At 61.5% G+C, this 24068-nt stretch carries 19 protein-coding genes; 9 read left to right on the top strand and 10 right to left on the bottom strand.

Annotated features, from left to right (window positions below):
- Window positions 1–52: 52 nt before the first annotated feature.
- Both ald and R4P70_RS19925 read left to right on the top strand, forming a co-directional pair.
- Complete coding sequence (ald, locus tag R4P70_RS19930) at window positions 53–1153, top strand: alanine dehydrogenase (protein ID WP_019746935.1); 1101 nt, start codon at window positions 53–55, stop codon at window positions 1151–1153.
- A gap of 53 nt (window positions 1154–1206) precedes the next feature.
- Complete coding sequence (locus R4P70_RS19925; protein ID WP_019746934.1) at window positions 1207–2082, top strand: aldo/keto reductase; 876 nt, start codon at window positions 1207–1209, stop codon at window positions 2080–2082.
- Here the strand turns inward: R4P70_RS19925 and R4P70_RS19920 are convergent, their stop codons facing one another.
- The 3 genes from R4P70_RS19920 to R4P70_RS19910 all read right to left on the bottom strand — a co-directional run bounded on the left by R4P70_RS19920 (window position 2083) and on the right by R4P70_RS19910 (window position 4513).
- The gene (locus R4P70_RS19920) at window positions 2083–3333 is read right to left on the bottom strand and encodes an NADH:flavin oxidoreductase/NADH oxidase family protein (protein ID WP_069146995.1); all 1251 of its coding nucleotides are present in this window, start codon (window positions 3331–3333) and stop codon (window positions 2083–2085) included. It lies immediately after the preceding gene.
- Between the two features lie 28 nt (window positions 3334–3361).
- Window positions 3362–3865: an SRPBCC family protein gene (locus tag R4P70_RS19915; RefSeq protein WP_030534740.1), complete on the bottom strand. Its 504-nt coding sequence runs from the start codon at window positions 3863–3865 to the stop codon at window positions 3362–3364.
- 72 nt (window positions 3866–3937) lie between these two features.
- Entirely contained in the window at window positions 3938–4513 is a 576-nt protein-coding gene (locus R4P70_RS19910; RefSeq protein ID WP_007734151.1) for a TetR/AcrR family transcriptional regulator, read from the bottom strand.
- A gap of 85 nt (window positions 4514–4598) precedes the next feature.
- Here R4P70_RS19910 and R4P70_RS19905 point away from each other — a divergent pair, with 85 nt between their 5' ends.
- Window positions 4599–5057 (top strand): PaaI family thioesterase, encoded by a 459-nt coding sequence (locus R4P70_RS19905; protein ID WP_003945940.1) that lies wholly within the window; start codon window positions 4599–4601, stop codon window positions 5055–5057.
- Between the two features lie 318 nt (window positions 5058–5375).
- Complete coding sequence (locus R4P70_RS19900; protein ID WP_317831326.1) at window positions 5376–6677, top strand: TrpB-like pyridoxal phosphate-dependent enzyme; 1302 nt, start codon at window positions 5376–5378, stop codon at window positions 6675–6677.
- A gap of 64 nt (window positions 6678–6741) precedes the next feature.
- Here R4P70_RS19900 and R4P70_RS19895 read toward each other — a convergent pair whose 3' ends face one another.
- On the bottom strand, window positions 6742–7863 hold the full coding sequence (locus tag R4P70_RS19895) for a CU044_5270 family protein (RefSeq protein WP_317831324.1): 1122 nt from the start codon (window positions 7861–7863) through the stop codon (window positions 6742–6744).
- Window positions 7863–8462 carry an RNA polymerase sigma factor gene (locus R4P70_RS19890; RefSeq protein ID WP_019746930.1) on the bottom strand — a complete coding sequence of 200 codons (600 nt, stop codon included), beginning with the start codon at window positions 8460–8462 and terminating at the stop codon, window positions 7863–7865. The genes R4P70_RS19895 and R4P70_RS19890 overlap by 1 nt, the downstream gene beginning before the upstream one ends.
- Before the next feature lie 246 nt (window positions 8463–8708).
- On the opposite strand from R4P70_RS19890, the gene R4P70_RS19885 reads away from it, so the two are divergent.
- On the top strand, window positions 8709–10133 hold the full coding sequence (locus tag R4P70_RS19885; protein ID WP_317831322.1) for a PQQ-binding-like beta-propeller repeat protein: 1425 nt from the start codon (window positions 8709–8711) through the stop codon (window positions 10131–10133).
- A 639-nt stretch (window positions 10134–10772) separates the two neighbouring features.
- On the opposite strand, the gene R4P70_RS19880 is transcribed toward R4P70_RS19885, so the two are convergent.
- The gene (locus R4P70_RS19880; RefSeq protein WP_317831320.1) at window positions 10773–11861 is read right to left on the bottom strand and encodes a PucR family transcriptional regulator; all 1089 of its coding nucleotides are present in this window, start codon (window positions 11859–11861) and stop codon (window positions 10773–10775) included.
- Between the two features lie 548 nt (window positions 11862–12409).
- Between R4P70_RS19880 and R4P70_RS19875 the strand changes: the two genes are divergently transcribed.
- The gene (locus R4P70_RS19875) at window positions 12410–13750 is read left to right on the top strand and encodes an MFS transporter (RefSeq protein ID WP_020968454.1); all 1341 of its coding nucleotides are present in this window, start codon (window positions 12410–12412) and stop codon (window positions 13748–13750) included.
- 257 nt (window positions 13751–14007) lie between these two features.
- Window positions 14008–15318 (top strand): NAD(P)/FAD-dependent oxidoreductase, encoded by a 1311-nt coding sequence (locus R4P70_RS19870; RefSeq protein WP_060938419.1) that lies wholly within the window; start codon window positions 14008–14010, stop codon window positions 15316–15318.
- Between the two features lie 164 nt (window positions 15319–15482).
- Here the strand turns inward: R4P70_RS19870 and R4P70_RS19865 are convergent, their stop codons facing one another.
- On the bottom strand, window positions 15483–16355 hold the full coding sequence (locus R4P70_RS19865; protein ID WP_097387867.1) for an alpha/beta hydrolase: 873 nt from the start codon (window positions 16353–16355) through the stop codon (window positions 15483–15485).
- Window positions 16352–17578 carry a metal-dependent hydrolase family protein gene (locus R4P70_RS19860; protein ID WP_225989611.1) on the bottom strand — a complete coding sequence of 409 codons (1227 nt, stop codon included), beginning with the start codon at window positions 17576–17578 and terminating at the stop codon, window positions 16352–16354. Before R4P70_RS19860 ends, R4P70_RS19865 begins: the two co-directional genes overlap by 4 nt.
- Before the next feature lie 98 nt (window positions 17579–17676).
- On the opposite strand from R4P70_RS19860, the gene R4P70_RS19855 reads away from it, so the two are divergent.
- Window positions 17677–18240: a TetR/AcrR family transcriptional regulator gene (locus R4P70_RS19855; protein ID WP_007734140.1), complete on the top strand. Its 564-nt coding sequence runs from the start codon at window positions 17677–17679 to the stop codon at window positions 18238–18240.
- 250 nt (window positions 18241–18490) lie between these two features.
- Complete coding sequence (locus R4P70_RS19850) at window positions 18491–18859, top strand: cupin domain-containing protein (protein ID WP_064112446.1); 369 nt, start codon at window positions 18491–18493, stop codon at window positions 18857–18859.
- Window positions 18860–18885: 26 nt separating this feature from the next.
- Here R4P70_RS19850 and recD read toward each other — a convergent pair whose 3' ends face one another.
- Window positions 18886–20754, bottom strand: a complete 1869-nt coding sequence (recD, locus tag R4P70_RS19845) for an exodeoxyribonuclease V subunit alpha (protein ID WP_317831314.1) — start codon at window positions 20752–20754, stop codon at window positions 18886–18888.
- A complete protein-coding gene (locus tag R4P70_RS19840) occupies window positions 20751–24068 on the bottom strand; it encodes a UvrD-helicase domain-containing protein (RefSeq protein ID WP_317831312.1) in 3318 nt (1105 codons plus the stop codon). Before R4P70_RS19840 ends, recD begins: the two co-directional genes overlap by 4 nt.

Below are 24068 nucleotides of genomic sequence, written 5' to 3'. Positions count from 1 at the left end.
TGCTTGGCACCTGCCATTCGAAGAAACAACAGACTCAGTTCGGAGCCGTGTCATGAAGGTCGGAATCCCCCGCGAAATCAAAAACCACGAGTACCGCGTGGCTATCAGCCCAGCAGGCGTCCACGAACTGGTCGGCCGAGGGCACGAGGTCGTCATCGAAACGGGCGCAGGCGTCGGCTCCTCGTTCAGTGACGAGGATTTCAAGGCCGCGGGCGCGCAGATCCTCGGGTCCGCCGATCAAGTCTGGACAGACGCAGATCTGCTCCTGAAGGTCAAAGAACCTATTGCAGAAGAGTATTCGCGACTCCGTAAGGATCAGGTGCTCTTCACCTACCTGCACCTGGCGGCGTCGAAGGAATGCACCGACGCACTCCTGGCTTCGAAGACCACTTCCATCGCCTACGAAACCGTTGTCGGTTCCGACGGTTCACTGCCCCTTCTCGCACCGATGAGCGAAGTAGCCGGACGCCTTGCGCCGCAGGCCGGCGCCTACCACTTGATGCGTCACGGCGGCGGACGCGGAGTGCTGATGGGCGGCGTCCCCGGAGTGCGCCCCGCCAAGGTCGTGGTGATCGGTGCTGGCGTCTCCGGCAAGAACGCCATCGCCGTGGCCTACGGCATGCAGGCCGACGTCACCGTTCTCGATCTGTCGATCGCGCGCCTGCGGGAAATCGACGAGCTGTACCACGGCCAGGTCAAGACCATCACGTCCAACAGCCTCGAACTGGAACAGGCAGTACTCGACGCCGACCTCGTCATCGGCGCAGTGCTGGTCCCCGGGGCGAAGGCGCCGACTCTCGTCTCCAACAGCCTGGTGGCGCGCATGAAGCCGGGTTCTGTCCTGGTCGACATCGCCATCGACCAGGGCGGCTGCTTCGAGGATTCACACGCGACCACGCACGCCGACCCGACGTACCAGGTTCACGGTTCCGTCTTCTACTGCGTTGCGAACATGCCCGGAGCCGTCCCCCGGACGTCGACGTACGCGCTCACCAACGCGACGCTTCCGTACGTCGTCGCATTGGCAGACAAGGGGTGGAAGGACGCGGTCGCGACAGTTCCCGGCCTGGGGTCGGGACTGAGCACACACGACGGCCTGCTCCTGTCCGACAGTGTTGCAGCGGCGCATGGGTACTCGGCTACCACTCTCTGACCCAGGCAGCTCTGACCCCGGCAAGGAAAGCTCGAGATCGCTAGCCTTGATCCATGAGCAATCCTGACATCACGCTGAATTCCGGAACCACGATCCCGCAACTCGGCCTCGGAGTCTGGCAGGCCACCAACGACGAAACCGAGCATGCAGTGCGGTTCGCTCTCGACGACGCCGGCTACCGGCACATCGACACCGCTGCCGCTTATGGGAACGAAGAGGGCGTCGGACGAGGTATCGCCAACTCGTCCGTCGCGCGAGAGGACATATTCCTCACCACGAAGCTGTGGAATGCAGATCAGGGCTACGAGCCGGCGTTGAAGGCTTTCGACAGCAGCATCGACAAGCTGGGCGTCGATTACGTCGATCTGTATCTGATCCACTGGCCACTGCAGGACAACGACCGACTCCTCCGCACTTGGGACGCGCTCGAAAAGATCGCGGAATCGGGCCGCGCCAAGGCAATCGGGGTGTGCAACTTCGAGCCGCATCATCTGCAGCTTCTCGTCGATCGCGGCGGATTGTTGCCGGCAGTCGATCAAGTGGAACTGCATCCGCACCTCACGCAGCACGCGATCCGCGACAAGGCCGCCGAGCACGGGATCAAGGTCGAATCGTGGAGCCCACTCGGCGGTACCAGCAACGCGGGTTGGGGTAAGGCATCGAAGCCCAACACGCTGCTCACCGATCCGATCATCACCCGAATCGGTGACCGCCACAGCAAGACTGCGGCGCAGGTCCTGATCCGTTGGCACCTGCAGAACGGCCTGATCGTCATCCCGAAATCAGTGCATGACGCCCGGATCGCTCAGAACATCGACGTATTCGACTTCGAACTCACTGATCTCGATCTGAGCGAAATCGACACTCTCGACGACGGTACCCGCGTCGGCGCGCATCCCGATGAACTCAACATCGGTGCACCGAACTGATCAAGCCGCTCGTTTGGTGGGGCGAAGCGCATCGATTCCGTTTCGCCTCACCATGGTCCCGAGGGTTTTCCACCACGGCCGAGCCGGATCCGGCTCGCTGCCGTCACCCATTCGATGCAACTGATCGGTGTGCCACTGCAGGTCGAGTGCACCGTCGAGCATCGAGATGTCGGCAACCTTCCCCAACAACTTCCGCGCTCCGAACTCCACAGTCGGGACGATCAATCGTTCCCGATTCGATTCCAGGAGAACGGTTGCCGCGTCGGGAATCGTGATCGTCGGCCGGCCGAGACCGATCACGTCGCACGCGCCGGAAGCGAGCGCCTCGACCATCGCCGATCGCGAGCGGAAGCCGCCGGTGACCGCCAACGGAATGTCGCCGGCAATCGCTCGAACCGTCTCGGCATACTCGAGGAAATATGCCTCTCGATCGCGAGTGCTCTGCTTCTGTGCTTTGCCCATCATGGCCGGCGATTCATAACTGCCACCGCTGATCTCGATGAGGTCGACCGACTCTTCGGTCAACGCGCGTACTACTTCTCGCGACTCGTCTTCCGAGAATCCGCCGCGCTGGAAATCAGCCGAGTTGAGTTTGACCGACACCGCGAATCCCGGAGCAACGGTCGAGCGTATGCGCCGAACGATTTCGATCAGAAAGCGTCGTCGACGCTCGGGATCTCCACCCCACTCGTCCGTCCGCTGATTGGACAACGGCGAAAGGAACTGCGCAACAAGATAACCGTGCGCGGCATGTATCTGCACGCCTCCGAATCCGGAGGACTCGGCGACGCGAGCGGTTTCCGCGAACTTGTCGACGATCCCTTCGATCTCAGCAGTCGAGAGTTCTCGCGGCGTCGCCATTCCCGGAATCTTCAGCGCAATCGCGCTCGGTGCGACCGGTCGACCTCTGCTGGCGATCGGGTTGGATTGCCGCCCTGGGTGGTTCAGCTGCATCCAGATCTCGGCGCCGCCGTTCTTGGCAGTCTTGGCCCAGGCAGTCAGCGCTTCGGCATCACGATCGTCGTCGACGACGACGTTGCCCGGTTCGGCGATCTGCGATCGATCGACCATGACATTGCCGGTGACGAGCAATCCGAACCCGCCACTGCCCCAACGACCGTACAGCGTTTCCAAGCGAGTGGACGGTCCATGAGTCCGGTCACCCAGAGCCTCGCTGAGCGCAGCTTTCATCGTGCGATTCCGCAGTATCTGCCCACAGGGCAAAGTCAACGATTCTCCGAGCGTGGTCATGGATGCCTCTCGCATGAAGGGAAGAAAGTCAATGGCGTGGCGCAGAACCGAAGTGCCGCTTGGTATCGCGCACGAAGCTCGAGAAGATCAGTGAGTTGACCGGTAGCCCGCCGCGCACCGCGAGCGACAGCTTCGGACGCGGCGAGAATGCAAAATCCCACTGCAATCTCGAACCCACTGCGAGCTCGTCGACGCGGTAGTCCTCCGCGAAGGATTGGAACAGCGGAACATTGGACTGTTCGACGTAAAACGAGTGCCGACGCGTTTCGTCGTCCCAGGTGATGAACTTTTCGCGCATCTGCATCGCGCCACCGCCCACCTCCGCGATTCGGCGCGTGCCGACGCCGTAGGGGCGCGGCGAGGTGTAGTGCACTTTTGTGAGCAGTCGGCACCACGACAAAGGCTCGTCGGCGGTCAGACCGGCCCAGACGGCATCAGGTTCGGCGGCGAGGTCGATCGAGTACGTGAAGATATGCGGTGCCGTGTCGAAGAAATCGACACCGACCGGTTCGAGGTCGAACCAATGTGTCATCGCCTACTCCTGCCTAATTAGCCGTTACATGAAGTTACAGATACTTGATGGCCGAAGTCAACCCCCGAAGGCTCAGCGGGACCAAGCCTCAGAACGAGAGAGCCCCTGCAGTGAAGCGATGACCTGTTCGAGCGGCTCGATACTTCGAGTCGTCTGGCACACCGCCACTGCACCTTCGACCGACGTGATCGTCAGGTTTGCCATCGACTTTGCTTGCACTGCAGGATAACCCGCAGTTTCGAGTTGCGATTCGATCAACTTCTGCCATCCCAGCATGACCTCAGCCGATACTTCCGCGACTTCTGGCTCACTGGCGCGTGCCAACCCGCCGGCAATCACCGGGCAGCCGATCGCGAAGTCCGAGCGCGTGAGATTGAGTCGCCAGATGTCTCCGACCGCTTCGATCACGTCGGCAGTGGAACCGGTGGCCGCAGCCGAGCTGATTCGTCTGGTGATGATCGCACCAGCCGCGCGCACGGCTTCGACCATCAGCTCGGTCTTGCCGCCGGGGAAGTGATGGTAAATCGACCCACGGGGCGCGCCGCTGTGCTTGATGACGTCGCTGAAGGATGTCGCATCGACACCGTTGCGGCTGATCAGTTCGACCGCACTACGAATCATGCGATCACGTGAGCTCAGCTCTGCCATGTCACAGATCCTTCGGCCGTCGGTACACCTGTCGACTCATACGCTACGTTATGTATGACGACCTACATAGTGATGGGATGAAACAATGAGTGACGAGACAACCGCAACCGTCGATCCGGCGCAGATGACAGGCCTCGAACTTCTCCGCTGGATGGGAACGCAGGTCAACGACCGACCCAGCATTGGACGCCTCCTCGGCATGGAGATGCGCGAGGTCAACGAGGGATCGGTGAGCTTCGCCCTGACCCCGCGTGCCGATTTCAGCAACCCCCTCGGCACTGTGCACGGCGGCATCTGCGCAACGCTGCTCGACTCGGTCATGGGCTGCGCGGTGCACACGATGCTTCCGGCCGGCGTCGGCTACACGACCCTCGAACTCAAGCTCAACTACATCCGCACGGTGCCTCTCGACGGTGACGAACTGACAGCCCACGGCAGTGTCATTCACGTGGGCGGGCGTACCGCGACCGCAGAGGGCAAGGTCTTGGACAAGAACGGCAAGTTGGTGGCGCACGGAACTACGACGTGCATGATTTTCCGCTGAGCCGACGGAGGATGGCGAAAATGTCGCTGAGCCGACGGAGGATGGCGAAAATGTCGCTGAGCCGACGGAGGATGGCGAAAATGTAGCCGCGCCCGACGTGAGCAGGGTGCGAGTACCGATGTACGATCGGCTCGTGACCCTGCTCACTGCGCACCTCTGGTGGCCCGACCGCTGACGGTCAGCCGCAACTGCGTGCTGCCCGGACCGATATCGGGTGGTCCAGCAGGCTCCTCTCCAGGATCCCCGATCCGGCAAATGCCGTACGCGTCGTCGCTACGACCGCCAAGATCAGGTACCGAATCCACGAAGGAGAGTTAGTTGACCACCACCCCACTCAACCGTTCGCTCGAGCCTTTGGGCGTCTCCATCCCGTCGAAAGTGCCGACGCACTGGTACAACCTGGCGGCTGACCTCCCCGAGCCCGTTCCCCCGCACCTGCATCCGGGCACTCGTGAGCCGCTCGGCCCCGAGGACTTGGCGCCGCTGTTCCCGGTGAACCTCATCGCGCAGGAAGTCGCAACCGAGCGCTACATCGAGATCCCGGAGACGGTTCGCGAGATCTACGGCATGTGGAGGCCCTCTCCCCTGTTCCGTGCGCACCGACTCGAGCGCGCTCTGGGCACACCTGCTCGCATCTACTACAAGTACGAAGGCGTGAGCCCGGTCGGTTCACACAAGCCGAATACTGCTGTCGCGCAGGCGTACTACAACGCGATCGAAGGAACCACCAAGCTCACCACCGAAACCGGTGCAGGCCAGTGGGGTGCGTCGCTGTCGTTCGCGGGCGCACTGCTCGGACTCGACGTCGAGGTGTGGCAGGTTCGCTCCTCCTTCGATTCGAAGCCGTACCGACGCATCCAGATGGAGGCATACGGCGGAATCTGTCACCCGTCGCCTTCCGACCTGACGGAAGCCGGACGCGCACTGTTGAAGTCGCATCCCGACACCACCGGCTCGCTCGGTATGGCGATCAGTGAGGCCGTCGAGGTCGCTGCGCAGGATCCGAACACGCACTACTCACTCGGTAGCGTGCTGAACCACGTCATGCTTCACCAGACCGTGATCGGTCAGGAAGCAATGGTCCAGCTCGAAGAAGCCGGCGACGCCGTCCCCGACACCGTGTTCGGTTGCGCCGGTGGCGGTTCCAACCTCGCCGGACTCACCTTCCCGTTCCTGGGACGAAACCTTCGCGAAGGCACCAAGACTCGTCTGGTCGCCTGCGAGCCTTCGGCATGCCCGTCCCTCACCCAGGGCGAGTACCGCTACGACTTCGGTGACGTCGCCGGCCTCACCCCGCTGCTCAAGATGCACACTCTGGGTAAGGACTTCGTTCCCCCGGCGATCCATGCCGGTGGCCTTCGCTACCACGGCATGTCGCCGATGGTCTCGCATGCGGTCAACCTCGGACTCATGGATGCGATTGCCGTCGATCAGGACGACGCGCTCCAGGCCGGTCTGATTTTCGCCCGCGCCGAAGGGATCATCCCGGCTCCGGAATCAACCCACGCGGTTGCCGGCGCCATCGCTCACGCGCGCGCCGTCACCGAACCCGAGGTGATTGTGATCGGACTGTCGGGCAACGGTCAGTTGGATCTCCCGGCGTACTCGCCTTACGTCTGACGCCGTCGGTGTGGTGGTCTCGTGTGTACGAGGCCACCACACTTCGTCACACCGAGCACGTTCCCTATTCGGATCCCAATTCGTCGACGGGCCGGACAGTGATCGAACTTGTCCCCAACACGGTGCCGGGGGCTATCCAAGGATCTTCCGGAGTTGCGCCCGCGACCCGTCGTTCACCGATGAACTCACCGGTTCCCGGATCGATGATCAAGTCGCGACGCTCGTGAACACCACTGAGCCCGAGTGCGATTCCGGATCGACCGTCGAGCGTGGTCTGTTCCACGGTCTCCACACCATCGATTCCGGCGATCGCGCGATACCACTGCGCTTTGACGTCAGGCGGCATCATGCCGGCTCTCAGTATTTCAATCGCGATGTGGAACATCGCTTCCGGCGTCGAACCGCGCGGCGCCGTGTAGTCGCGGAGCCATCGAAGCAAACCCTCGGGGTCAGCGGGCAGCGACCGATAGAAGTTGGGATCGTCCCAGTCGTCCGGAACGCAGTTGATGTTGTCGCGATTGTCGTCGAAGAATCTGCCGCAGCGGGCACGCCATTCCCCGTTTCGGGTTTCGTCGATGTACAGAGCTGATTCACTCTCCGGCGTCGTGCCGCCGAGCCACCGCGACTGGCCAGTTGACCGCCGCTCGAGCCATTCTTGTGTTTCGTCTGCCGGAATCCATAGCTGCGAACGGGTTTCGAGCAGGTAGGTGTAGCCGTTGCGTGGAGCGTCGGGCCCTGCTTCGTAGGGAGATCCGTACTCCATCCCCTGTTGGACCCACGCGTGCTCCTCGACGAGTCGAAACGGTCCCTGTCGAGCGGAGATCATCTCGATCGATTCGAGAGAGCGCGCGGCTTGCTGTAGGACGTGTTCGGCGGAGGCGAGTTCGATGGAAGGCACCGGCAGCGACACACCACCCGTAGTGCCTGTCTGCTCTGAAGGTGCGAACTGCACCAGCACCGCAGCCAAGCAGACGGCCATGAGCACCGCGGCACCGGCGTAGACCGAAGCGGGCACGCGCCGCAGAGCGAACCTGCGACTGGGTACCGGCGGAGAACTTTCGGCCGCTTCCGCGTCGGCGAGGACCCGATTCCGGATCGCTGCCAAGGCGTCGACGTCCGGCTTGTCGAGCGCATCGCGGAGTTCGAGCAACGTGTCGTCCAGGGGATCGGTCCGACGATTCGGCATCAGTTCTCTCCCGAGGCTTGTTGGAGGTTTTCGGAGTCGAGCAGCAAAGTCCGCAGGCGAGTGCGTGTGCGGTGCAGCCTGGACCGGACGGTGCTGGCCGGCACGGACAGGATCTCCGCGATCTCCGCCGGCTCGAGATGGGCCCAGGACGAGAGGAGCAGCACGTCGCGTTCGTCCTCCGTCAGCTCGGCGAGTGCCGACGCGATCACCTCGAGGCGGCGGGACGCGTCCACCCGAGCCGTGACGAGGTCTTCCGGCGCAGTCTCGGACACGGCACGTTCGCCATGTACCCGCGCGAGTGCGCGTTCGGCGCGATCCTGGGAGCGAAAGTGTGCCCTGAGCAGGGTGTGGGTGATGCCGAACAACCAAGCGCGAACGGGAGCCCGGCTAGGGTCGTAGGTGGATCGACGATCGATCGCGACGGCAAAAGCCTCGGCGACGAGGTCGTCGGCATGATGTTCGCCGGCTCGGGCACACACGTAGCGACGAAGATCGGCGGCATGGGCGTCGAAGAGTTGAGCGAAGACCTCCGCCACACGCGGGCTGTGCAGGTCCGGGTCCGGTGTGCCGCGATCACCGGGTGGGCTCGAAGATGTCACGGTGATACTTGGTCGGTGCGGCCCATAGCGTCCCCGGAGTGCCTGAGCGGGCGGCGATAACGAGGGACGATCCGCAATTTCCCCCCGAGTTTTTCACTACGCAGCGACGGTTCTCAGTCTCTTGGTCGGAGACAAACGCTACCCGGCCCTGACGCGGTAGGCCGTGCGATCGATTTCGAGGTCGGCATCGAGCCGGCCGTCCACGAAACGAACCGATCAGTTTGCTCGATCGGTTACGGTCTTTCGATGCAGCTTCGGTTGAAGGAACACTGGAAACTGGTCGCCCTCGGACTGGCGTTGATCGTGGCGATCGCGTTCATCGTCGTATCGGCACTCTCCGACTCCAGTGAGGCAGCCTCGCCGAAGCAGAAGACAGGCGGTCCGATCGTCGAGCAGGGGGTTGTCGACGTGGACCTCTCCGATCCTCCGCAACAAGCTTGGGAACTCGATGTTCGAACGCTCACGGACAACTCCGGCGACGTACTGCTGTCGATGCCTTCCGGCCTCGATCGCTACTACGGCTACGGCAACACGTACCAAGTCGGTGACGTGCTGGTGGCTGCGACTGCTTATCCCCTTCCCAAGACCGACGAGTCTTCGTCGAGTCAGGGAGTCGGTGCCGTCACACTGGTCGGTGTGAATCCCGACGACGGAAGTCCGCTGTGGAAAACGCGAATCGGCGGAGTCATCGGCCAGTGCAGCCAACAGAACGAATCCACGATCATCGCGTGCTGGGGCGATCGACGGATGATCTTTGTCGATACCGCGACCGGAACTCTGTTGTCCGACCTCGGAACCGACTTCGATCTCAATGGCGCCGTCATCACCGGAGACACCGTGTACACGTCCGGCGAAAGGATGGACGGAACGATTCGAACACGAATTCTCGCCAGCGGCAACACAACCAACTTAACGGCCAACTTCGTTCGCACCTTCGAACCAAGTGAGAAGTTCGGGGCCGTCTACACGGTCCCTCACACCGACACTGTCATTGCGATGGAACAGGGCGATGGCGGGCACCCACAGTACCGCTATCGAATCTACGATCTGGATTCCGGCGCAGAACGATTCAGATTCGAGGGTGATTCGCTTGCCCCGGCCGGGAACGGATTGTTCCTCACCAGTGTCGGAGGCAGATCAGGCTATGTAGGAACCCAAAACCTCTTGGCTTCAAATGGATCCACGATTCGTGCGATACCGATTCCCTCGTACTCATCGTCGTCCTACCCCAGTAAGTCCTCGACGGGCCTGCCGATGTTTCTCGGCGACGGCGCCTACGACCCGAATTCCGGTGACGAACTTTGGCGCAGTTCACAAATCGTCAACACCGCGATGGCCGGGACGGGAAGCGCCATCGCCGCAGTGGTAGGAAAAACAATCCTGGTCACGTCTCCCGAGACTCGCACAATCTCGGGTCTCGACATCGAGAGTGGCCGACAGTTGTGGCAAACGCCCTGGCAAGACGCGTACTGGGTTCGCAGCGGGGTAACCGATGGCGACCACTTCGTCTTCAGCGACTACACCGGCATGCACGCGATCCGGGCTCGCGACGGAAAGATGATGTGGTCGGTTCCCCTTCCCCCAGAAGTTGATCCACGCGGAGTCGTCGTCTCGAATGCCGGCAAAAACGTGTCGTTCTCCTGGCAGAACCATTTCACCGTTTGGCGTTAGGCCGGCAACATCACCGATACCGTGTCGTACTGACCAGCCAGTTCAGCAGCAAGCAAATGGCTAGACGTTGCAGCATCAATGGCCACAATCCAGTCTGGCGCGTTTGTTCAATTTCGGGGGAACGATCTCGAACAACTGCATATATCTCCGCGACTCCAATTTCGGAAAGATCAGACCAGACCTGCAGTGAAGGGGTGCGTAAAAATCGCACCGACTCAGGTATCTGATCCACTCCAACCATAAAGGGAGCCAACGGGATGGACGCGAAATCCCCTGTGTGCAGTCGGCAACAAATAGTCCAGTTTGCGCGCAAACATCTGCGCACCGGGGGACCGAACTCAGACCAAATTCGTCGTCATTTCGGTTTGCAAAAACGCGCGTTCTTCACGCAGCTCGACACTCATCTGGACGATTCTGCACTTTCAATGCCCGAAAAAGTTGCACTCCGCCGCATCTGCCGACAGGAGGATAGAAGATGCCCGATCAAACGTATGAACGTCTCAGCAGGTCAAGCCAACCCACGCCGGCCGATGTACGACGCGCTTCCTTTCCCACCCCAGAACCATCCCGCTTGACGATCCAGCCCCGAACTACGTTGAGCCGCTGGATTCTTCCGCAGTCCCCTCTTCTCGGTTGGGATCATCGGAGATCTAACAACCGCGCGACTTTCAGACTCAAATGCAATGCCAACCGGTCGTCGCCGTTTGCCAAGTCTGCGCGTGTTATCTCCTGAATTCGCCGCAAACGATAGTACAAGCTCCCTCGATGCACACAGAGCGCCTCGGACGTTCGCTTTACGTCACCGGCATTGTCCAAAAAGCTCTCCAGCGTCGCGAGAAGAGCCTCACTTTTTGAGTCCTCATGGCTGAGCAAGGACTGCAAACCTGAGTGAATACTGTTCTCGAGTCGATCCTCCGACAGTTCGGCCAGAAGTCCGTAGACGCCGAGATCCCGATAATGCACAACATTTCCGAGCACCTTGACGACCTGGGCTACATCTGCGGAGCGTCTGGACTCTTCGTAGGATTCGCGCACGTCTGCAACCGAGGTTCGCGGTTCACCGATACCAACCCAACATTCGATGTTCTGGCGCCCACTTTCAGACAAGACTCGCTCCCGGGCTGCCACGATCAACGAGTCCAGATGGGTTTGAGTCGAGCGTTCGGCCACCGATACGATCAACAGACTGTGGTCGGGGCGGTCGAGTTGGATTGCACTGTTCCGCGGGAGCCTCCGCCGAAGCTGATCGACGCCGACGGCAACACTCAGACGATCTCTTTCGGTCAATGTCGACCGGTCCACGGGACGGAGCAACATAGTGACCGCGACTGCTGGACCCGCAGCCATCAAGCCCTCATCAGCCAATCTGCTTGCCGCGTCCTCGCGCAGCGACCGCTCGCCAGACAGTACGTCTCGAGTAAGTTCCCGCTCCCGACTTCGGGACAACTCGTCCAGCAACTGTTCGCGGTGGAGGATCATCGCCGCCGCATCAGCCGTGCGCCTCAAGACCTCGGCTTGATCCTCGTCAACTTCGCCCTCTGAAGTCAACAGCCAGACGAAGCCCAGCAGCGCATTGCGGTACCGGATCGGCATCCCGACCCGGCCAAGGGTCAGCCCTAGTTCTTCGTTGACGGGAACAGTGAAGAGATCGAGGGCTTCACGGCCTCCACTCGCGTAGATGAAGTCCACAATCTCGCGTGAAACATTCCGCTGTAGAACAGAATTCATTCTGACTGAATCGACGGCACTGTCATGCGAGTTGTACGCGAGTAGACGGATCTGTGCATCATCGATCGCAACGGAACGGTCCAGTCGGCGCCCGGTAGTATCCACCAAATGCTGTAGTTCTCCGGCCATCGTCGAACTGTACGAGCAGCGCTCGCCGTTTTGCAACATATGACTAAATTCGTCCGCGACAATTTGAACGAATGACAGTGATGCAACTAACTTTCGCGCCATAAGCTCGCTACATGCCGAAGCACATGAGACCCGGAACGTGTTCGCTCGGCCCGCGACCAGGCATACCCAGCAACGACAGGTTGCACGACAGCGACGAGATTCGTTGCAGCCGTGAGATTTGCATTGTGGGCCGAAGCCAGCCGACACGCTCTCGCGTGAGAAAGCGTCGTCCCTGATCCGGAATCGATCGCAACCTCCGTTCGCCAGATCAACGTGGGTCCGGTCAGCCTCTTTCAATTTCGCATGCCTCCGAACGACATCGGCCACCGTGACGTCGCAAAACCGTTGCTATTCAGCATATCCCGAGAGGAATCATCATGACCGGCACAGCAAATGCTCCTGTAGAGCATCAAACCGAGACGTCACCCGGACGTCGATCGGCGCGCCGTAGGGCCCTGATTGCCGGCGCGACAGGCAACATCGTCGAATGGTTCGATTTCACGATCTACGGTTTCACTGCCGCAGTTCTCGCGACAGTGTTCTTCCCTCCGGAGTTCGGCAGTGGCGCACTGCTTGCCACCTTCGCTCTTTACGGAGTCGCATTCTTGGCCAGACCTGCCGGCGGCATATTCTTCGGAAGACTGGGTGACCGCCTCGGCCGACGGAGGTCACTGTCCCTGGCAATTACGCTCATGGGCTGCTCGACAGCGGCTATCGGCCTCCTACCGACCTACGCTTCGATCGGTGTTGCAGCACCGCTGTTGCTGCTGCTCTGTCGCTTGGTTCAAGGATTCTCGGCCGGCGGCGAATACACCGGAGCGGCAACCTTCGTCGTCGAGCATGCGCCGTCTCACCGCCGAGGCTTGTACGCGGGGATTATCAGCTCTTCGTCGTTCGTCGGCAGTATCTTGGCCACGGTCACAGTCTTGTCATTCAGCTTGGTCGGCACTGAGTCCTTTGCCGACGGGGGATGGCGTTGGCCGTTCATCATCGGAGGCGTTGTCGCCATGGTGGGACTGTTCATGAGGCTTGCGGTCGAGGAAACTCCGGCTTTCAAGGAAATGAAAGAAAACGATTCCCTTCCAACCCGCCCTCTCACAGATCTGTTCCGCAATCACTGGCGGACTCTGCTCACGTCATTCGTGTATTTCGCCTCGCTCGGTGTCGTTACTCATATGCTGCTCGGCTACATGCCGACATTTCTGATTCTTTCAGCCGACGTTTCGAGCACGGTGGCACTGCTGATGACAACCGGCGCTTTGGTTCTCGCAGTCCCGCTGTTCATCTTCTTCGGCGCCACGGTCGACCGAATCGGCCGGAGACCTCTCGTCAGAATCGGCATGGTGATGTCAGTTTTCGTTTCGGTGCCCAGCTACATGCTCATCGGCACCGGAAACATTTTCGCGATTGCCATTGCACTGGCTGCTCTGGTCATCGCGCTTTCCCTACTCGCGTCCGCTTTGCTCGTAATCCTCGAAATGATGCCGACGCATGCTCGATTCACCGGCACGGCAATCCCCTACAACATCGCATATGCGCTCTTCGCAGGAACTGCGCCGCTGGTGTGCGCAGCACTGGTCAACGCCACTGGAAGCGATCTGTCGCCTGCCTTCTACGCGACCGCCATCGCTTTGATCGCACTTCCCATTCTGTGGCGAGGGATTCCGGAATCGAAAGACTGGTCTGCCACGCGGGGCAGCTCGACGAAACATTTCTGACAACGGACGCGCCACGGCTGTGATTTTTTGAGCAGCTGTCGATAGCGTTCCGATGGCCGCCACGAGAGAGTTGAGGACGACGGACACCTCTGGACTTTCAGGTACCAAATCCATTAAGGCAGAGCCGAATCCGAGAATTCGGGATGCGGGTCTCCAGAGGAAGTCGACGGCGTCGGAATTACCAGAACCCAAGCTCGCCGGATCGAATAGCTGCGCTTTCGATCCGGCGAAGCCATCAGTAGAAAGAGGGGCCGAAAGTGCCTACCGACAAGACCGATGCAGTTGTGGTCGGAGCTGGAGTGATCGGCAGCTCCATCGCCTACGAACTGGCCGCTCGAGGCTACGAAGTCCTGGTCATCGACAAGTCTGGTGGTCCGGGCTACGGCTCGACCAGTGCATCCAGTGCGGTCATCCGGTTCAACTACTCCACATTCGACGGTATGGCTGCGGCTTGGGAGTCGCTGCATTGCTGGCAAAACTGGAACGAGCATCTCAACGCGACAGTCGACGGCGCGCTTGCGAAGTTTCGGCAATGCGGGATGGCACTGCTCGATGTCGACGTCGCACCCCACGCGCGCACGATTGGACTGTTCGAGAAGATCGGAATCGACTACCAACTTTGGGACGCAACGACACTCGTCGAAAAGATTCCCGGTATCGACGCAGGTAAATACTATCCACCGAAGCCAGTCGACTCGGAGTCCTTCTTCGCAGATGCGGAAACCACGCTCGGCGCGCTGTACACACCGCAGGCGGGGTTCGTCGACGACCCGCAACTGGCAGCCGCGAATCTTGCTGCGGCAGCACGTTCGCACGGTGCGGTTTTCGCATACAACACGCGTGTGGTGGCAGTCGAGCAGTTGCCTGACGGCACCTGGCAGCTAGGGCTCGACGACGGGGAAAGTGTGAAATCCAAGATTGTCGTCAACGCCGCCGGCCCCTGGTCAGGAGCGTTCAACAAGCTGTCGAATGTCGGGTCCGACTTCAAGGTTTCGGTTCGGCCCTTGCGTCAGGAAGTCCATCACATCACCGCACCCACTGAGTACAACGACGACGAGATCCTCGGCCCGATGATCGCCGATTTGGATCTCGGAACCTACATGCGAGCCGAACCTGGAAACGGTTTCCTCGTCGGCGGAACCGAACCGGATTGCGATCCGCTCGAGTGGATCGACGATCCTGATACCGCAAACCCGAATCGCACTGTTGCCCGATTCGAAGCGCAGGTTTTCCGCGCCGCCAGGCGTTTCCCCACCCTGGAGGTCCCTTCACAACCGAAAGGTATTGCCGGCGTGTACGACGCAGCATCTGACTGGACCCCGATCTACGACAAGACAGACAGGCAAGGTTTCTACGTCGCCATGGGCACCAGCGGGAACCAATTCAAAAATGCGCCCATCGCTGGGCGCCTCATGTCCAGGATCATCGACGAAGTGGAAGCTGGACACGATCACGACGCTGATCCCCTGACCTATGTCGGGATGCACACCGGGCTCGAAATCGACCTCGGCGCATTCTCCCGCCTTCGGGCACCCAATGCCGAGTCGACCGGGACCGTCATGGGTTAGAAGTCTTGTCCGGCTTGGAGAATCGATAGCCTCGACAACTGAATAGACACGGCTGTGGGTGTCCCACCACGTGGTGGACACCCACAGCCGACTTCTCCTTCAACGGCGTCTGCGGAAAATCGCCCTAGAACGTGTCAGCGGCACATCGTCTCCGGGACGGAGAGCTAACGTGCATGGCAGGTCTTCAAGTAGCTCAGGAACGATGCCTGCAGCCCGGTGACGTGCGTCTCGTGCAACAACGCGGTCGAAACATCCTGCGACCGTCCCTTGCCATGCAACTGCTCCACGACGGCGAGAACATTGCGTGACAGTCCGCGATAGATCGGAATGGGTCCAGTCAGTTCGGCTTCGTTCAGCGTGACGTGCAGCTGCGGAACAACTGAGCCCACGCCACGCTCGGGCAGTGCCTCGACCAGTGTGTGGATCTGGCTGTCGGCGTTCACAACTCCGGGACTACCCGCACCGAAGGTCGCGAATGGGGGCGCGTCGCGCAGCCATGCGTAGAGGGCGAAAAGGCCTCCGTACGAGTACCCGAAGAGTCCGTGCCCGGACTCGCTGACACGTAGCTCCGACGAGTACAGGCGAGGGTGGAGTTCGTTGGTCAGGAAGTCGAGGAAGACGTCCCCGTGGGTGTCTGCCAGCTCCTCGAGGTAGGCGTCCACGTACTCCTGGGTCATTGCACCCGAGTCGCGAGCAGCGGCAAGAGTAGCCATCATTTCTTCGCCTACCGGTTCCCCAGGCGGCACGAGATCGCGGTTGCGGAGCCGTGCCCAGTTGGCGGCCTCCTCACCGGCATATCCGACACTGACCTGAATGTACGGGGCGACCGTCAGGTACGGGTCTGCCTGCGTGACGATGAGCGGGGCGGTAAGACCTACAGCCCAGTTGCCGTCCATCACGTAGATCAGCGGTAAGGGATCCATGGAGTCCGCGTAGCCGGGGGGTGTGGTCACCCAGACGCCGTAGCTGTGTCCCGACTTCGCCGTGATTTCGAAGTACTCCGTGTCTGCAAAGCATCCGTGCAGCATTGCGCTCATCGAACGTCTCCCTTGACGATATTTCCGGACTTCACGACGAGAACAGCCATGTCCGGATCGGCGAACACCTTTGCGTCTCGGAGTGGGTCTTGCTGCCAGGCAACCATGTCCGCCTGCATACCGACGCGGATCGTCCCGACGCTTTCCCCGATACCGAGAATGTCGGCATTGACGCTGGTGGCCGAAACGAGTGCATGCATCGGCGACTCCAACTCCGCGCGCAAGTGCAACTCCTCACCTCGGCGCTTTTGGTGCGGCCCGATGAGGTCCGAGCCCAGGCCGATCCTCAGGCCTGCTGCGCGAGAGGCCTCGAGCGCTCTGGCCATGCGTTGACGCACTCCGGCTGCACGCTCTCGTATTGCCGGGTCCAGGTCCATGCTTTCGGTGTCCGCCAACTGCTCGACCACGGCGAAGGTGGGGACAAGTGCCACGTCATGTTCCCGCATCAGCTGGGCCGTCTCCGCATCGATGTCGGTGCCGTGTTCCACGCACCGGACGCCGGCCCGCACCGCGTTGCGAATGCCCGCATTGTTGTGCGCGTGGACCGTGACGTAGGTGCCGCGCGACGCTGCTTCTTCCACTGCCACGGAGATTTCCTCGACGGTGAACTGTGTGTCGGTGAGGCTGTCATGGCCTCCGACGACACCGCCGGTGACGCACAGTTTCAGAAATGTTGCGCCTCGGCGGAACGATTCGCGCACGTTGCGTCGTAGCTCGTCGGCATTGCCCGACATCAAGGACAAGGCGCAGAGCCCGGGAATGTGGTGCATGTTCCACAGCTCGGTCGGCTCCCATGCGGCCCCGTAGTAGCCGTGTCCACCGGTCTGGCACTGCACAGGACCGCACGAGAGGACACGCGGACCACGCACCTTGCCGCTCGCAATAACGTCGACGACTCCGCCGTCGATGCCACCGACGTCTCGCACCGTGGTGAAGCCCGCGTCGAGGGCATCGCCCGCGGTGGCGAAGATGCCCGCAGCCAGTTCGGCTGCCGAGAGCTCAAACCCGAATTGCCTTCGGATCGGACTCGAAATACCCAGGTGCACATGAGCATCGATCAGCCCCGGAGTCAGAAGCATGCCGTCCAAGTCAACTGTCGTCGAACCCGACGGCGCCTGTCCGATCGCGGTGACAATGCCGCCACTCACGCACACGTCGACTTCGACCGGGTCGGTGCCCGATCCATCCGCGACCATGCCGCCGGCAAACCATACGTCAGTCAAAGGGACCTCCCGAGCATTGGAAACCACTCTCCTAAACACTGGTGAATTCGATATGCGGTACCGTACTCAACAGTGGTGAACCCGTCAATGGAGGTAGCGTGAGATCGCCGGTTGGGGAGGGTCGAGAGCGACTGTTGCAGGCACTGTTCGACGAGTTCGGTGAAACCGGCCCAAGCCCGAAGCTGTCGATGCGCCAAGTAGCGGAGCGACTCGGAGTGCACCACACGCTGCTGACCTATCACTTCGGATCACGACCGGGACTCCTCAGCGCCGTGCTGTCGGAAGCTCGCCGCCGTGACAACCTCGTCATCGCCGCGATGGGCAAGGATCTCGGGTTCGCGGCCCTGTGCAGGGCGATCTGGACCTTCTACTCGAACGCCGAGCACGAAGATCGAAGCCGCACCTTTTTTCACCTGGCCGGACTTGCGGTTTACGAGCACAAAGCATTTCAAGATTTCGCCGCCGACCTCGACGATTTGGCGCACCTCCTCGAAGCGGCGGCCCTCCGCGAAGGGTTCACAATGGTGGACGCAAAGCAGCAGAGCATCATCGCAACCGCATGTCTGCGAGGACTGTTGCTACAGAGGTTGCTCACCCCCGACGCCGAGGTCGACGCGGCAGCCGAGCGCTTCATCACCTCGTTGACAGCGTCCACCACGTAAACCCCTCATACACAACCGATCACCCCCGTTCGAGATCACCGGCGCGGGGGCGTTTTCCCTGGGCTCGGTCACGTTTCGGCGTGAGACGGTTCCCTGAGCCCCGGTTGAATGATGGTCGATCACCCTTTCGACATCTGTACGAGCGAAACGCCGAAAGATGCGACAAGTGAATGTATCCCGGCTCAGCAGACACACGACATCATCGACAAGTCCGATGATTCACATGAGTTTCGAAAGTCAGGATCGAATTGTGACCGTTACCTTCCGCGCCGCAGAGTTGAACAGCGCAAGTGGGATCTTCCAGCAAGCACTGCTCGGCCAACCCAGTGCAGAGCCACTCGGCGGAGACATCATCACTCGTGCAGATGTCGAGTTCACCAGTGACGACGGCCGCATTCAATCCGGAGTCTGGGAGAGCGAACCGGGAAAGTCGCGGTGGGAGTTCCTCACCCGCGGCGAGATCATCACCATCGTCTCCGGCGCCATGACCGTCGAGGAGGACGACGGCGATCCCGTACATCTCGTTGCCGGTACGAGTGCAATCTTCCCAATCGGATGGAAGGGTACGTGGACGGTCACCGAGACCGTACGCAAGGTGTTCGTCGTATACAACGAATGACCAAGAGAATCCGCAACATCCGACTTTTACGGCCCGTCGTACGGACGGATCTCACGACGCAGCCCACTTGCCCTGAGTACTTGACGCTGCACTCCCGCCCTCACGGAATCCTCGGTGCCGATTACTCTCACATGGTTTCTGGCGCGAGTGATCGCCGTGTACAACAACTCCCGAGTCAGCAGTGACGACGCCTCGGCCGGCAGCATCACCGATACCGTGTCGTACTGGCTGCCCTGGCTCCGGTGAATCGTCATCGCGTAAACGGTCTGCACCGACGAGAGTTGGCTCGGGTGAATCAGAAACGCATCACTCCCCCGCTGGAACGCGGCAATGGGAACGCCATCCTCACGCTGCACGATCACACCGGCATCCCCGTTGTAGATCTTTGCCTCGTAGTCGTTGGCCGTCACCAACAGGGGTTGGCCCGGATACCACCTCGTCGGGTCCAGGAATTGCCCTGATGCCGTGCCGACCCACTCCATCGCCTGCTGCGCCCACCTCCCGACACCGTACGGTCCGTCACGGTGGGCGCACAGAAGGCGGTGCGATTCCAAGCCTTTCAGCGCGCCGATCGCATCACCCACTTCCGCCGACGCCGTCACCACCTCTGAACTCGCAACGATGTCGGCGCGCAATGCGTCGACGTCCTCGGGAGAATGGAAGGAGACGGCGGGATCACCGCTGCGCAGGATACGCAGAACCTCAGCGGAATCTCCCGCTCGCACTGCCATGGCCAACGACGCGATGGTTCCGTCGAAGCGGCGCCCGCGTGAGAGTTGAATGATCCCGCCCCGCAGACGATCCTGCTCGTCCACACTCAGGGACTCTTCGGAACCGGTGGCCGTGAGATCGTCACCCACCAACTGTGTCAGCGCCGGATTTCCACTGACTTCTACCGGGCGGGCGACAAGGTCAGCAAGAACAGCGCCGGCGTCGACGGAGGTCAACTGATCGGGATCGCCGACGAGCAGTAGCCGGGCATCGGGGCGAACGGCCTCGAGCAGGCGCGCCATCAAGGTGAGGGAGACCATCGACGTCTCGTCGACGACGACCACATCGTAGGGAAGTCTGTTGGTCGCATTGTATTTGAAACGGCTCGAACTCCCCCGCTGCCAACCGAGTAGCCGGTGCAGGGTCATGGCCGCGAGTTCTTCGGGAAGGCCAAGGCTCGCGGTCTGCTCACGTACGGACTCTTGCAGACGTGCTGCGGCTTTGCCCGTCGGTGCGGCCAGCCCGATACGAGCATTCGAACCCAGTTCCTCCGACACGAGAGCGAGAATACGTGCGACCGTATGGGTTTTGCCGGTTCCGGGCCCACCGGCGATGACCGTCGTCCACTGTGTCGCGGCGAGAGCAGCGGCTATCCGTTGACGATCAGGGCTGGTGGTCGGCCCGTTCTCGTCGACGAACAGCGAATCCAGGCGCGTTCGGACCGCTTTCAGGTCGGCGGGCGGCCACGTGGACGCACGCTCGTCGAGCACTCGCCGAATCGTCTGCTCCTGCAGAAAGTACCGATCGAGGTAGAGAAGCTCACCGTCGTCCGTGTCGACCAACCGGAGGGGCCTGAGCGGTCCGGCGTTGCCGCCGATCACCAGAGGGCTCAGGCGAAGGGCGGCAACGATCTCCGACGGTTCGGGCCACGGCAACGACGTGAGTTCGTCTTCCGTCGCATTGTCGACGCTCACGTCGCGCATCCGTCGTAGATCGAGGCACACCGAACCTGATCGCACGGCCCGAACTGCCAACGCCGCGGCCAGCATCACTTCTTCGGAAGTTTCACCGCCCAGGCTGCACACTCTCGTCGCGACATGAACATCGGCGGCAACCAGAACCCCGGCTTCATTGAAGATTCGCACGATCCCTTTGGCGCGCTGCGCCAATTGCGCCTCGGTCATCGAATCTTCTCCCCTACTGTGTGGGACGCATCAAGACCGGCCAGCAGATCCGATAGTTCAACCGTCAGCTGAGCAGACGGTTTCCATTCGAATACACCACATTCCGGCGGACTGTCCGGGCCGAGCATCCCCCGCACGAATTGATACTGCGCACCCCCGAGATGGCGATGCGGATCGTAGTCGGGCAGTCGCCACCGCAGATATCGATGCAGCGCAACCGAATACAGCAGTGCCTGCAAGGGATAGTGCGAGCGCATCATCTCCGTCGCCATGAGTTCGCGCGTGTAGTTGGCAGCCGTCAGATCGCCGCGGCCCAGCCGATTTGTCTTGTAGTCGACGATCACGAACGACGGGCCCGGGATCCGCAAGACGGCGTCGATACTGCCCGTCAGGAACCCGCGCATCGGTGACGTCTCGACACGGTCAAGATGGTCGGCGTACGACGCCAGAATGTCGTCCGGGGGAAGGTGGCGCCTCAACAGTTCCGACACTCCGCGAAGTGTGACACTCATCGACACCGGATCGTCGCCACCGGCCAGTGGGAGTTCGAAATCGAGTTCGGGAAGACGATCTTTCGGCGCGATCGTGGCCAAGGTTCCGAATCCCAGTGGAGTCTGCATCACCAGCAACAACGCATCCGCGAGTGCTTCGGAGTCGACCTCGGCCGCCCGAACCGAGACCGCCTCGGCGCAGCGTATACGGAGTTCCGCTCTCAGGTCTGAAGCAGCCGTGTCCACCACCTCGAGCACTTCATGCACCAGCGTGCCGAATGCGGCGCCCGCCGGAAGACCGTTCATCGGTGAAGGCAACGCCTCCAGCGGCGAGGGGGTGACGGTCCCGACGTCTACGGAATCCTCCGGCTCGTCGTCCTTTTCGGGATCCTCTACCTCACTGTCGGTGCTCGTGACCGCGTGGTGCGCTCCGGCGGTCAGTGCCGAGTACGACGTACGACGCCAGAGAGTGTCCAGGTCTCGATCGAAACGCGCCGCGGCCAGTTCGGTCACGTTCGCGGCTGCACCGGACCACTGGACGGGCGAGGGTGGATGTGGACCAACAGGTTCCACCGAGATCACATCGGAAGCTGCTGCCGGCCACGTCGCGAGTCGTGCTGCGGTTGTACCGTCGTCGAGCACCTTCACTACCCGAGCAGGTTCGGCGATGCCGGGTGTACGTCCGAGCATCAAGCGGTGCAGTGGCGAGCGGGAGGTCCCGTAGCTTGGCGCCCACCAGAGCACTAGTTGGCACTGCGCCCGGGTCAGCGCCACGTACAGCAGCCGCAGTTCTTCGCCCGCTTCTTCAGCCTCCGCAACAGTCTTTCTGGCGTTGTGCCCCGGGCCTTCCTGCCCACCGACGTCGAGGATGCGGCGCCCATCCGGATCGTGCAACAACTGCGTCGGAGAGTTGAAGCCGCCTACGCTCTCCCAACTGAACGGGACGTAGACGATCGGGAATTCGAGCCCTTTGGTGGCGTGCACGGTTGCGATTTGTACAGCGGCAGCATCGCTGTCGAGGCGACGGCTTCTGTCGGTGGCACTCCCGGACGTCGGGTCCTTGATCCGATCGGAGAGCCAGCGAACCAATGCGCTCAACCCGAACGCTTCCTCGGTGGCGACGCGGCCGAGAAGTTGTGCGACGTGCCGCAGATCGGTGAAATCTCGTTCGCCGGACGGGGCCGCGAGTACACGCTTCTCCAGATTCGTTTCGGCGGAGATCCTTTCGAACACGGCCGCGAACCCGACGCGTGCGAACAACCCGGAGTATGAGCGCAGTTGACCCGCGAGTTCCGCGACGACGTTGTCGCCGTCGACGTCCAATTCTTCGGCGGTGCGCCCGAAAATCGGAGAGAGGGCGGTCAACCGGACGCGATCAGACCGGTGCGGCTGCTCGATCGCCTGCAGCAGCCATAGCCACTGTGTTGCGCTGGGTGTCGCGAAAACACTGGAACCGCCGGTCAATACGGACGGTACACCTACGGCGTCGAGGGCATCGCGAATCATCGCCACCTGCTTGTGGGTGCGCACCAATACCGCGACGTCTCCCGGCTCGACCGGGCGCGGATCACCGTCGACTGCCAAGCGGGCATCGCTGCCCAGCAGTCCGACCACGTCTGCTGCGACGTCGTCCGCGACGCGACTGCGAAGTCTGCCTACGGCCGGAAATCCCGAACGATTGAGCGGTCCGGCTCCGGTACGCGGCAGATGGCGTACACGCATCGGCACCGGGCCGGACAACCGGGACTTCTTGTGCGAAGCCTCCACTGGATGCGCGACGATACCCTCGTTACCGAGTGCGGCGCCGCCGTAGAGGTGTTCGAGTGCCGCCAACAACCCTGGATCGCTGCGCCAATTGGTGGTCAACTCCTGGTGCGCATCCGCCTGATTGACCGCATCGAGATAACTCAGGACTTCTGCCCCGCGGAACGCATAGATGGCTTGTTTGGGATCACCGACCAGGACCAGGGTGGTGTGACCGTGGAAGGCCAACCGCAGAATGTCCCACTGCAACGGATCGGTGTCCTGGAACTCGTCGATCAGCACGACCTTGAACTTCTCGCGCACCCGACGGCACGCGACGGGGCCGTATTCCGGATCCGTCAACACGCCGTGCAGCAGCGTCAGGAGATCGTTGAAGTCGCGAATTCCTTTGGTCCGCTTACGTCGTTCAACCTCGAGACGAGCAGCCGCCGCGAACAGGACTCGCTGACCGGGAGCGGTCTCCTCCTCGCCGTCGGGTTCGAGAATTGCCTGGCCATCGCCGACTGCGCTTCGGGCAATGGCCAGCGCGTCCTTCGTGGAAAACGGTGGAGACGAGTCCGTCCGGCTGTAGCGGCTGAGGTACAAATCCGAGACGACCTCACTGATCAGGTCGTCGACCGACTCCACAAAAGTTGTGTCGGGTTCGCGTTCCCCGGCGATGCCGAGTCCGTCGAGCATCCTCTGACAGAAACTGTGGGTGGTCGTGATGGTGCCGGCGTCGAACTCCGCGAGAGCGCGCAGGAGTCGACGACGCCGCACGCCGATCTCCTCGTCGTCAGCTGTGGCGAGGTACGACACCAGATCATCATCCGACCGCCTCGCCGCCTCCGGGTCGACCAGAGCGGCGGACACTCCGGCGAACCTCTCCCTGGCACGCTCACGAAGTTCCTGAGTGGCGGCCCGGCTGAATGTCACCAGCAGAACTTGCGAAATGTCAGCGAGACCTTCGGCAACACAACGGGTTGCGAGTCCGACGATCGCGTAGGTCTTGCCAGTTCCGGCGCTCGCTTCCAACACCGTGGTGCCGGTCGGTAGCGGCCCCAAAAGGTCGAAGTCCAC

Origin of the sequence: Rhodococcus sp. IEGM 1241 (assembly GCF_033142365.1) — a bacterium.
Taxonomy (GTDB): Bacteria; Actinomycetota; Actinomycetes; order Mycobacteriales; family Mycobacteriaceae; genus Rhodococcus_F; species Rhodococcus_F erythropolis.
Note: the sequence above shows the minus strand (reverse complement) of the source record. Positions and strands in the feature narration are given on the sequence as shown.